The 11,089-nt window shown below is 71.2% G+C and carries 12 protein-coding genes; 10 read left to right on the top strand and 2 right to left on the bottom strand.

Annotated elements, in window-relative coordinates:
- Positions 1-123: 123 nt before the first annotated feature.
- On the bottom strand, positions 124-297 hold the full coding sequence (locus ACZ6C1_RS10125) for a hypothetical protein (RefSeq protein ID WP_366129735.1): 174 nt from the start codon (positions 295-297) through the stop codon (positions 124-126).
- A gap of 338 nt (positions 298-635) precedes the next feature.
- Between ACZ6C1_RS10125 and ACZ6C1_RS10120 the strand changes: the two genes are divergently transcribed.
- The 4 genes from ACZ6C1_RS10120 (at position 636) to ACZ6C1_RS10105 (ending at position 4,147) form a co-directional block, all read left to right on the top strand.
- Entirely contained in the window at positions 636-1,289 is a 654-nt protein-coding gene (locus tag ACZ6C1_RS10120; protein WP_073755389.1) for a response regulator transcription factor, read from the top strand.
- Positions 1,290-1,293: 4 nt separating this feature from the next.
- On the top strand, positions 1,294-2,517 hold the full coding sequence (locus ACZ6C1_RS10115) for a sensor histidine kinase (RefSeq protein WP_469239637.1): 1,224 nt from the start codon (positions 1,294-1,296) through the stop codon (positions 2,515-2,517).
- 394 nt (positions 2,518-2,911) lie between these two features.
- A complete protein-coding gene (locus ACZ6C1_RS10110) occupies positions 2,912-3,208 on the top strand; it encodes a DUF4193 domain-containing protein (protein WP_003955561.1) in 297 nt (98 codons plus the stop codon).
- Between the two features lie 12 nt (positions 3,209-3,220).
- Positions 3,221-4,147: a hypothetical protein gene (locus tag ACZ6C1_RS10105; protein WP_469239635.1), complete on the top strand. Its 927-nt coding sequence runs from the start codon at positions 3,221-3,223 to the stop codon at positions 4,145-4,147.
- Positions 4,148-4,175: 28 nt separating this feature from the next.
- Here ACZ6C1_RS10105 and ACZ6C1_RS10100 read toward each other — a convergent pair whose 3' ends face one another.
- Positions 4,176-4,661: a DUF3093 domain-containing protein gene (locus ACZ6C1_RS10100; protein ID WP_469239633.1), complete on the bottom strand. Its 486-nt coding sequence runs from the start codon at positions 4,659-4,661 to the stop codon at positions 4,176-4,178.
- Between the two features lie 58 nt (positions 4,662-4,719).
- On the opposite strand from ACZ6C1_RS10100, the gene ACZ6C1_RS10095 reads away from it, so the two are divergent.
- From ACZ6C1_RS10095 to ACZ6C1_RS10070, 6 genes are all read left to right on the top strand, one after another.
- Positions 4,720-5,295 (top strand): PaaI family thioesterase, encoded by a 576-nt coding sequence (locus ACZ6C1_RS10095; RefSeq protein WP_469239631.1) that lies wholly within the window; start codon positions 4,720-4,722, stop codon positions 5,293-5,295.
- Complete coding sequence (dut, locus tag ACZ6C1_RS10090) at positions 5,295-5,807, top strand: dUTP diphosphatase (protein WP_073755384.1); 513 nt, start codon at positions 5,295-5,297, stop codon at positions 5,805-5,807. The genes ACZ6C1_RS10095 and dut overlap by 1 nt, the downstream gene beginning before the upstream one ends.
- Before the next feature lies 1 nt (position 5,808).
- Positions 5,809-6,570, top strand: coding sequence for a DUF3710 domain-containing protein (locus tag ACZ6C1_RS10085; protein ID WP_469239629.1), 762 nt, complete (start codon positions 5,809-5,811; stop codon positions 6,568-6,570).
- Between the two features lie 222 nt (positions 6,571-6,792).
- Positions 6,793-7,461, top strand: coding sequence for an ABC transporter ATP-binding protein (locus ACZ6C1_RS10080; protein ID WP_469239869.1), 669 nt, complete (start codon positions 6,793-6,795; stop codon positions 7,459-7,461).
- 355 nt (positions 7,462-7,816) lie between these two features.
- Positions 7,817-10,378: a DUF4118 domain-containing protein gene (locus tag ACZ6C1_RS10075; RefSeq protein WP_469239627.1), complete on the top strand. Its 2,562-nt coding sequence runs from the start codon at positions 7,817-7,819 to the stop codon at positions 10,376-10,378.
- Positions 10,375-11,061, top strand: a complete 687-nt coding sequence (locus ACZ6C1_RS10070; RefSeq protein WP_469239626.1) for a response regulator — start codon at positions 10,375-10,377, stop codon at positions 11,059-11,061. Before ACZ6C1_RS10075 ends, ACZ6C1_RS10070 begins: the two co-directional genes overlap by 4 nt.
- Positions 11,062-11,089: the final 28 nt, after the last annotated feature.

Genomic DNA, 11,089 nt, shown 5'->3' with positions numbered 1-11,089 from the left:
TCTCGGCTGCTACCGCCCCCGGAGGAGAATGGGACGGGCGACTCCAATGCAAGGGCGAAAGCGCCACCCCCCTCCCCCACGGGGGACGTGCGCCCCCCCCCCCGGGCCCACGTGCCGTACGAGTCAGGCGTTCGCGGTGGTGATCTCCACGCCGTGTTCCGCCGCGAGGCGGTGCAGGTCGTCGAGCTCCGCCTGCTCGACGTCGGCCAGGAAGTCGTCTCCCGTCTCGCGAGCCCGCGTGAGGTCGGTCTCCGTGGCCCTTATGCGCTGCAGCAGTCCTGCGGTGAAAGCGTCCATCGTGCGCCCCCTCGTCATGGGTCGGTGGCACGGGGGTGTGCCGAGGGTTGTCGGTCGATCACGCACTGCACTTCTGGGGGACAGAGCGATTTGTGGCGCGCCACATACGGGGCGTGATCTCGGGTGTGCAGTCGTCCTCCCCAGACCGTTCCTCACGGAAACCTCAACTCCTTGGTGAATTCGGTTGATTCCCGTATCGCTTCACGGGAGTACCGGGCCGTCCCATGGGGGGTGCAGGTCGCCTTACAGCCGGTTTACGCGCGTAAGGGGCAGGATGGATACGCACAGTCAGTGCGACAGACCTGCCCGGAACCGGGCTCGGAGGAAGGAACAGCGCCGTGCGCGTACTCGTCGTCGAGGACGAGCAGCTGCTCGCCGATGCGGTGGCCACCGGACTGCGCCGGGAGGCCATGGCAGTCGACGTCGTGTACGACGGGGCGGCCGCCCTGGAGCGCATCGGGGTCAACGACTACGACGTGGTCGTCCTCGACCGCGACCTGCCTCTCGTCCACGGGGACGACGTCTGCCGCAAGATCGTCGACCTGGGCATGCCCACCCGCGTCCTGATGCTCACCGCGTCGGGCGACGTCAGCGACCGCGTGGAGGGCCTGGAGATCGGCGCCGACGACTACCTGCCCAAGCCCTTCGCGTTCAGTGAGCTCACCGCCCGGGTGCGCGCGCTCGGCCGGCGTACGACGGTTCCGCTGCCGCCCGTCCTGGAGCGGGCCGGGATCAAGCTCGACCCCAACCGGCGCGAGGTGTTCCGGGACGGCAAGGAGATCCAGCTGGCGCCGAAGGAGTTCGCCGTCCTGGAGGTCCTGATGCGCAGCGAGGGAGCGGTCGTGTCGGCGGAGCAGCTGCTGGAGAAGGCCTGGGACGAGAACACCGACCCCTTCACCAATGTCGTACGGGTCACGGTGATGACTCTCCGTCGCAAGCTGGGCGAACCGCCGGTGATCGTCACCGTGCCCGGCTCCGGTTACCGGATCTGAGCCCGTGGCCGCCACCCCCGCGCCCCCACAGGCGCCCCCGAAGCCGACCTGGGACCCCAGGGAGCCCGTCCGCCCGTGGCTGCGTCCGACGATCCGCATACGGCTCACGCTGCTCTACGGCGGGATGTTCCTGATCGCGGGCATCCTGCTGCTGTCGATCATCTACCTGCTGGCGGCCCAGGCCCTGCACATCGGCAGCGAACTCCCGTTCAAGATCGTCAATGGCCAGGTGACGAGCAACGTCTGCAACTTCCCGGTGGAGGCCGGACCCGACGAGTTCAACCGGGCGATGAACGCCTGCGTCAACGAGCAGCGTCAGCACGCCCTCGACGACCTGCTGCGCCGTTCGCTGTTCGCCCTCCTGGGGCTGAGCGTCATCGCCTTCGCCTTCGGTTACGCCATGGCGGGCCGCGTCCTCTCCCCGCTGGGCCGGATCACCCGTACCGCCCGCAATGTGGCCGGCACGGACCTCTCCCGCCGGATCGAGCTGGACGGCCCGGACGACGAGCTCAAGGAGCTGGCGGACACCTTCGACGACATGCTGGACCGGCTGGAGCGGGCGTTCACCGCCCAGCAGCGGTTCGTCGCCAACGCCTCGCACGAGCTGCGGACACCCCTGGCGATCAACCGCACCCTGCTGGAGGTGCACCTGTCGGACCCGGGGGCGCCCGTGGAGCTCCAGCAGCTCGGCAAGACGCTGCTGTCGACCAACGAGCGCAGCGAGCAGCTCGTGGAGGGACTGCTGCTGCTGGCCCGCAGCGACAACGAGATCGTGGAGCGCAAGCCCGTGGACCTGGCGGAGGTCGCCTCGCGCGCCATCGACCAGACCCGGGCCGAGGCGGAGGCGAAGGGTGTGGAGATCCGCGGAGAGCGGGCCCCCGCCGTCGTTCAGGGCAATGGCGTCCTGCTGGAGCGGATCGCCCTGAACCTGGTGCAGAATGCCGTGCGCTACAACGTGGACGAGGGCTGGGTGGAGGTGACCACCGACATGCGGCCGGGCCAGGCGGTGCTCGTGGTGGCGAACACGGGACCGGTCGTTCCGGCGTACGAGATCGACAATCTCTTCGAACCGTTCCGGCGGCTCCGGCAGGAGCGCACCGGCAGCGACAAGGGCGTCGGACTGGGGCTTTCCATCGCCCGGTCGGTCGCGCGGGCTCACGGGGGCCGTATCATCGCGGAGCCCCGCGAGGGCGGCGGCCTCGTCATGCGCGTCACGCTTCCGGCGTGACACGCCGGTCGAGCCGTCCATGGTGTTCGCTTTACGCGGAATTTTCGTGACCCATTCACAGGACTTCCGTGTGTGATCGATCACAAGGGACCCTATCCGGCCATCTACTCTCCGTGATCAAGAATTCCGCCGGAAAACCGGGAAAAGTCCGGGTTTCCGGGGGGTGGGATCACGGGAAGTACACGGGGTGGCGCCCAACGGGCGCGGCTTCCGGACCGTGTACGGTCCCGTTCGCCATCCAAACCCGATCGCTCTCGAGGGGTCCGGTTGGGTGTCGATTGAGTAACAGACCTTGATGTGAGGCAAAATCTCCGCCTCAGGTCGGGCACAAGTCCGGCCTCTCACGCGTTACGTGCGCTGGAGACACCGCAACCACCCAGAGGGGGAGAGCGACATGGCAACGGATTACGACACCCCACGCAAGACCGACGACGACGTCGACTCGGACAGCCTTGAAGAGCTGAAGGCCCGGCGCAACGACAAGTCGACCTCGACCGTCGACGTCGACGAATTCGAGGCGGCGGAGGGTCTGGAGCTGCCCGGCGCGGACCTCTCGAACGAGGAGCTGGCCGTCCGGGTGCTGCCCAAGCAGGCGGACGAGTTCACCTGCATGAGCTGCTTCCTGGTCCACCACCGCAGCCAGCTGGCCCGCGAGAAGAACGGTCAGCCGATCTGCCGAGACTGCGACTGAGGTCCGCCGGTCGTGGCAGGCGACACCCCGTCTCGGAAGCGACGCTTCCGGCTCCCTGGGATGCCGGAGGCGTACCAGGGCGGTACAGGCCCGGCACCAGGCGCACAGGACGCGCCCGCCGAGCACTCCGCCCTCCTGCCCTCCCCCGGCGCGCGTGACGACGAGCGAGGCCCCTCGGCCTCGCTCGAGGCGGCCGGAAGGGCGGGGGCGCCGGCCGACCAGACCACTTCGACCGGTACGCCCGCCAAGACACGGCCCCTCGACGCCGTCAGGCGTGGCGTACGCAAGAGCCGCGAAGGCGCCAGGGCGGGCATCGCCCACCTCGCCGACCGGCTCATCGAGAACGCCCCGCGCGTTCCCGTCCGGGACCTGGCCACATTGCGCAGGCAGTTCCCGGGCCATACACCGGAGCAGCTCGCGGACAAGCTGATCGCGGGCGCGGCCAATGCCACCTCCACGGTGGGCGCCGGCGTCGGCGCGGCCGCCATGCTGCCCGTACCGCCCGCGATGCCGGCCGAGATGGCCGCCGAGATCACGGGCGTCGCGGCGATCGAGCTGAAGCTGATCGCCGAGCTCCACGAGGTCTACGGTCAGCGACCCCCGGGCAACCTCAGAGAGCGGGCGACGGCCTACCTGACCTCCTGGACGGAGGAGCGTGGTATCGACGTCACCAAACCCGCCACCGTCAACGCCGCCCTCGGCGGCCGTATGAAGCGCGAACTGCGCCAGCAGATCATGAAGCGCATGGTGCGCAATCTGCCGAACCTGATGCCGTTCATGGTCGGAGCGGCCGTCGGCGCCGTCATGAACCGGCGTGACACCAAGAAGCTGGCCGAGCGCATCCGCGAGGACCTCCGCCGCCGTCAGGTGCCCTGGGACGCGCTTGCCGGACTGCCCCCGCTGGAGCAGCCGGAAAACCCCAAGGAGATCGGCTTCTAGCGCCCTCCGGGAGCCCTCGGCCCGACCCTCAGGCCTGCGCCCGTACGGCGGTCAGCGCCGCCGCCAGGGCCTCCGGGTCGCGGCTGGACAGGTACACGTACGGCGTCGGATCCGCCGGGTCCGTGACCTCGACGCGCACCGCCGCCGGGATGTAGCCGCGCATCAGCATGAACGCGCGCGTGTCCGCCTTGTACGTCCTCCAGGCGCGCGCCTCCTCGGCGTCCAGCACCTCGGGCTCGCCCAGCGCCGACACCGGGATCCGGGCGTCCCCCGCGACCAGCGAGCCCGCCACCACGCGGACGCGGGCCGAGCCGTACGAACTGACCGCCATCGAGGCGAGCGCGCCCGCGAGGATCAGACCGCCGAGCATCGGCAGCGTGCCCAGCGGCAGCATGATCAACCCGCCCGAGACACCCAGCAGGGCGGCCAACAGCCACCAGGAGCCGGGGGCGGTGAGACGTTCGTCGTACTGCGGGGCGGAGGCCGGGACGGAAGCCGCTGCGGAAGGCTGCATACACCCAAGCTTGGCACGGCGCGACCGGTGGTCCGCCTCGCGGGTAAGGTCTCCCGCTGTGAGCACTGCACTGACGCCCCCGGCCGACGCCATACCGCCGGTACGGCACCCCGACGCGCCCGTCCCGGGTGAGCTCCTGGGCGCCCACTACGCGCACTGCTTCGGCTGCGGCGGCGGCCAGCCCCACGGGCTGCACCTGGCGGCCAGGGCCGGCGAGGGCGTCACGGTCACCGCCGAGTTCACCGTGACGACCGACCACCAGGGCGCTCCGGGCCTCGCGCACGGCGGCATCCTCGCCACCGCGCTCGACGAGACCCTCGGCTCGCTGAACTGGCTGCTGCGGGTCATCGCGGTGACCGGCCGGCTGGAGACCGACTTCGTGCGCCCGGTGCCCGTCGGTACGGTGCTGCACCTCCAGGCCGAGGTCACCGCCGTGCACGGCCGGAAGATCTACTCCACGGCGACCGGCCGGATCGGCGGCCCCGAGGGGCCCGTGGCGGTCCGAGCCGACGCCCTCTTCATCGAGGTCAAGGTCGATCACTTCATCGACAACGGCCGCCCGGAGGAGATCCGGGCGGCGATGGCCGACCCGGACCAGGTCCGGCGCTCCCGCGCCTTCGAGGTGAACCCCTGATGCGTAACCCTGTCGACGTCCTGATCCGCCGCGTGGACCCGGAGGTGCCGATTCCGTCGTACGGGCACCCGGGGGACGCGGGCGCCGATCTCGTCACCACCGAGGCCGCCGAACTGGCCCCCGGCGAGCGCGCGATCCTGCCCACCGGGGTGTCCATCGCGCTGCCCGACGGGTACGCCGCCTTCGTGCACCCGCGTTCGGGGCTCGCAGCTCGGTGCGGAGTGGCCCTCGTGAATGCCCCAGGGACGGTGGATGCCGGGTACCGTGGGGAGATCAAGGTGATCGTGGTCAACCTGGACCCGCGTGAGAGCGTGCGGTTCGAACGGTTCGACCGGATCGCCCAACTGGTCGTTCAGCAAGTCGAGAAGGTCCGCTTCCACGAGGTGGCGGAGCTTCCCGGCTCGGCGCGGGCCGAGGGGGGCTTCGGGTCCACCGGCGGTCATGCCGCCACGGAGGGCTGGACGGGTGGGAATCGATACGCTTCGGTCGTATCCGACCGGGAAGGACAGTGACGTGTTCGGACGTCGCAAGAAGAGCGGTGCCGCTGCCGACGCAGCGGGCGAGGCCGAGCAGGTCGTCGACGAGGTCGGCACTGATGACGCGGACGACGAGCCGCGCCGGGTGAACCTTCCGCCGGCACCCCGGCCCGACGGTCCCTGGGACGTCTCCGAGGTCTCCCGCCCCGAAGAGGGCCGGGTGGACCTGGGTGGCATGTTCGTGCCCGGGGTCGAGGGCATGGAACTGCGCGTGGAGGTCGCGGGCGACGCGATCGTCGCGGCGACGGTGGTGCTGCGCGACAGCGCCATCCAGCTGCAGGCGTTCGCCGCCCCCAAGAAAGAGGGCATCTGGGGCGAGGTCCGCGAGGAGATCGCCTCCGGCATCACCCAGCAGGGCGGTGTCATCGACGAGGTCGAGGGCCCGCTCGGCTGGGAGCTGCGGGCCCAGGTCCCGGTGAAGCTGCCGGACGGCACCGGTGGCGTGCAGCTGGTGCGCTTCGTCGGCGTGGACGGCCCCCGCTGGTTCCTGCGTGGGGTCATCTCCGGACAGGGCGCGGTGCAGCCCGAGGCCGCCGGACTGCTGGAGCAGATCTTCAGGGACACCGTCGTGGTGCGCGGCGAGGGCCCGATGGCGCCGCGCGACCCGATCGTCCTGAAGCTGCCGAACGACGCACAGATGGTGCCCGAGGGCGTACAGCAGGAGGACCAGGAGACGTCGCGCTTCTCCGGCGGCATGGGCCACCTGCAGCGGGGCCCGGAGATCACCGAGGTCCGCTGAGCCGTCGCCGAAGACATACCGATGGTGGGCCGTATCCCGTACGACGGGGCGCGGCCCGCCGCGCTTTCCGGGCGGTTTTCCACAGGCGTTGCCGCACTGATCCACGCCCCCACATACTGAACGCGCACAGTGACGGGGGGAGCACGGATGTCCGAGCAACGCAGTTCCGAGCGGCGCGGTGGGGAAGCCGTCGCCACGGCGGTCGCCGAGGCCCAGGCGCCGATGGTGCGCGTGGAGGACGTGCACCGGTCGTACGGGACGGGAGCCGCTGCCGTCCACGCGCTGAGGGGTGTGTCCTTCGAGATACAGCACGGCGAGCTGGTCGCCCTCAAGGGCCGCTCCGGCTCCGGCAAGACCACCCTGCTCAACCTCGTCGGCGGCCTGGACACACCCGACCAGGGCCGGATCACCGTCGACGGCACCGTCCTCGCCGACCTCGGCGAGGACGGGTTGCTGGAGCTGCGCCGCGACCGGATCGGATTCGTCTTCCAGGCGTTCGGACTGATCCCGATCCTGACGGCCGCCGAGAACGTCGGCGTACCGCTGCGGCTGCGCAAGACCGAGCCGCGCGAGCGGGACGAGCGCGTCGAGCTGCTGCTCGCCCTCGTCGGCCTCACCGACCACGCGGCGCAGCGCCCCGGCGAGCTGTCCGGCGGCCAGCAGCAGCGCGTCGCGATAGCCCGCGCGCTGGCCAACGAGCCGGCCCTGCTGATAGCCGACGAGCCGACCGGCCAGCTCGACGCCGAGACCGGCGTCGCGGTGATGGAACTGCTGCGTGCCGTCGTCCGCAGCGAGGGCGTCACCGCCCTCGTCGCCACGCACGACGCCCAGCTACTGGGCCTGGCGGACCGCGTCCTGGAGCTGAGCGACGGCGAGCTGATAGAGCGGTGAGCCGACCGAGCGGTGAGCCGGCCGAGCGGTGAGCCGGCCGAGCGGTGAGCCGGCCGAGCGGTGAGCCGGCCGAGCGGCGAGCTGATAGAGCGGTGAGCCGACCGAGCGGTGAGCCGGTCGAGCGGTGAGCCGGTCGAGCGGTGAGCCGACGGAGCGGTGAGCCGGCCGAGCGTCGGGCTGACCGCGGTGAACCACCGGCCCCGCGGCAGGGCCGCAGCTCCCGCCACCTGGCCGCGCACACATCAGAATCCCGTCAAGACGCCCGGGAACCGACCTCCGCGTCCGGTTCGCCCCCGCCCCTGGCCGTAAGGTCTACGCACAAGCAGTCGAACAAAACCATCACGACAATGGGGCCATGGGACGCGGCAAGCTTCGGATCTACCTCGGTGCGGCACCGGGCGTCGGCAAGACGTACGCCATGCTCTCCGAGGCGCACCGCCGCGTGGAGCGCGGTACCGACTGCGCCGTCGCCTTCGTCGAGCACCACGACCGCCCCCGTACGGAATCGATGCTGCACGGCCTCGAACAGATACCGCGGCGCACCATCGAGCACCGGGGCACGGCCTGCACCGAGATGGACGTCGACGCGGTGCTGGAGCGCAGACCCGCCGTCGCCCTGGTGGACGAGCTCGCCCACACCAACGTGCCCGGCTCGCGCAACGCCAAGCGCTGGCAGGACGTCGAGGAACTGCTCGCCGTCGGCATCGACGTCATCTCCACCGTCAACATCCAGCACCTGGAGTCGCTCGGCGACGTCGTCGAGTCCATAACCGGCGTGCGCCAGCAGGAGACCGTGCCCGACGAGGTCGTCCGGCGCGCCGACCAGATCGAACTGGTCGACATGTCACCCCAGGCGCTCCGCCGCCGCATGGCCCACGGCAACATCTACAAGCCGGACAAGGTCGACGCCGCCCTCTCGAACTACTTCCGCCCCGGCAACCTCACCGCACTGCGCGAGCTCGCCCTGCTGTGGACCGCCGACCGGGTCGACGAGTACCTCCAGCAGTACCGCGGCGAGCACAACATCCGCACCACCTGGCAGGCGCGCGAACGGATCGTCGTCGGCCTCACCGGCGGCCCCGAGGGCCGCACCCTGATACGCCGCGCCGCCCGCATGGCCGCCAAGGGATCCGGCAGCGAGATCCTCGCCGTCTACATCGCCCGCAGCGACGGACTGACCTCCGCCTCCCCCAAGGAGCTGGCCGTCCAGCGCACCCTCGTCGAGGACCTCGGCGGCTCCTTCCACCACGTCATCGGCGACGACATCCCCTCCGCGCTGCTGGAATTCGCGCGCGGCGTCAACGCCACCCAGATCGTGCTCGGCTCCAGCCGCCGCAAGACCTGGCAGTACGTGTTCGGCCCCGGCGTCGGCGCCACCGTGGCCCGTGACTCGGGCCCCGACCTCGACGTCCACATCGTCACCCACGAGGAGGTCGCCAGAGGCCGCGGCCTGCCCGTCGCGCGCGGCGCCCGCCTCGGCCGCTCCCGGATCCTCTGGGGCTGGGCGACCGGCGTCGCCGGCCCCGCTCTGCTCACCCTGCTGCTCACCCACATCGACGCGGACCTCGGCATCGCCAACAACATGCTGCTGTTCCTGTCGCTGACCGTGGCGTCCGCACTGCTCGGCGGCCTGGTCCCGTCCCTGGCCTCGGCCGCCTTCGGCTCCCTGCTGCTCAACTGGTTCTTCGCCCCGCCCCTGTACCGGTTCACCGTCGCCGACCCCCGGAACATCGTCGCGATCGCCGTGTTCTTCGGGGTCGCCGTCTCGGTCGCCTCCGTCGTCGACCTGGCCGCCCGCCGCACCCACCAGGCCGCCCGGCTGCGGGCCGAGTCCGAGGTGCTGTCCTTCCTCGCGGGCAGCGTGCTGCGGGGGGAGACCGCCCTCGACGCCCTGCTGGAACGGGTCCGCGAGACGTTCTCCATGGAATCGGTGGCGCTCCTGGAAAGGGAGAACGACGTCGAGCCGTGGACGCGCGCGGGCAGCGTCGGCCGCCGGCCGGTGGCGCGCCCGGAGGACGCGGACGTCGACATGCCCGTCGGCGACCACATGGCGCTCGCCCTGTCGGGCCGGGTCCTGCCCGCCGAGGACCGCCGCGTACTGGGCGCCTTCGCCGCCCAGGCCGCCGTCGTACTGGACCGGCAGCGGCTGGTCGGCGAGGCCGAGGAGGCCCGCAAACTCGCCGAGGGCAACAAGATCCGTACGTCACTGCTGGCGGCCGTCAGCCACGACCTCCGCACCCCCCTCGCGGGCATCAAGGCGGCGGTGTCGTCCCTGCGGTCCGACGACGTCGAATGGTCCGAGGAGGACCGCGCCGAGCTCCTGGAAGGCATCGAGGCGGGCGCGGACCGGCTCGACCACCTGGTCGGCAACCTCCTCGACATGTCCCGCCTCCAGACCGGCACGGTCACGCCGCTCATCCGCGCCATCGACCTCGACGAGGTCGTCCCCATGGCGCTCGGCGGGGTGCCCGACGGCAGCGCCGAGCTGGACATCCCCGAGAGTCTGCCGATGGTGGAGGTCGACAAGGGCCTGCTGGAGCGGGCCGTCGCCAACGTCGTCGAGAACGCCGTCAAGTACAGCGCCGCCGCACCCGTCCTGGTGTCGGCCAGCGCCATGGCCGACCGCGTCGAGCTGCGCGTCGTGGACCGCGGCACCGGCGTGCCCGACGAGGCCAAGGACCGCATCTTCGCCCCCTTCCAGCGCTACGGCGACGCCCCGCGCGGCGCCGGAGTGGGCCTCGGCCTCGCTGTCGCGCGCGGTTTCGTCGAGGCGATGGGCGGCACCATCACGGCCGAGGACACCCCCGGCGGCGGCCTGACCATGGTCCTCACCCTCAAGGCGGCCACCCCGGCCGCCCCCGCCATCCCTCCCACCGCCCCCCAAGCCCCCTCGCTGGAGAAAGCAGGCCCCTCATGACGCGGGTGCTCGTGGTCGACGACGAGCCGCAGATCGTACGTGCCCTCGTGATCAACCTGAAGGCGCGGAAGTACGAGGTGGACGCCGCCCCCGATGGCGCCACCGCGCTCGAACTGGCCGCCGGGCGCCACCCCGACGTCGTCATCCTCGACCTCGGCCTGCCCGACATGGACGGCGTCGAGGTGATCAAGGGCCTGCGCGGCTGGACCCGCGTACCGATCCTGGTGCTCTCCGCCCGCCAGACCTCCGACGAGAAGGTCGAGGCGCTGGACGCCGGCGCCGACGACTACGTCACCAAGCCCTTCGGCATGGACGAGCTGCTCGCACGGCTGCGCGCCGCCGTGCGCCGGGCCGAACCCGTGGGCGGCGGCGACGACGGCACGGTCGTGGTCGAGACCGCCGGCTTCACGGTCGACCTCGCGGCGAAGAAGGTCCAGCGCGACGGACGGGACGTCCGGTTGACGCCCACGGAGTGGCACCTGCTGGAGGTGCTCGTCCGCAACCGCGGCCGGCTCGTCAGCCAGAAGCAGCTGCTCCAGGAGGTGTGGGGACCGTCGTACGGCACCGAGACCAACTACCTGCGGGTCTACATGGCCCAGCTGCGCCGGAAGCTGGAGGCGGACCCCTCGCACCCCCGGCACTTCATCACCGAACCCGGCATGGGATACCGGTTCGAGCGCTGATTCCCCCGGTAGTGGGGGCCGGTACGCT

The sequence above is a fragment of the Streptomyces sp. NPDC041796 genome (assembly GCF_055590785.1).
Note: the sequence above shows the minus strand (reverse complement) of the source record. Positions and strands in the feature narration are given on the sequence as shown.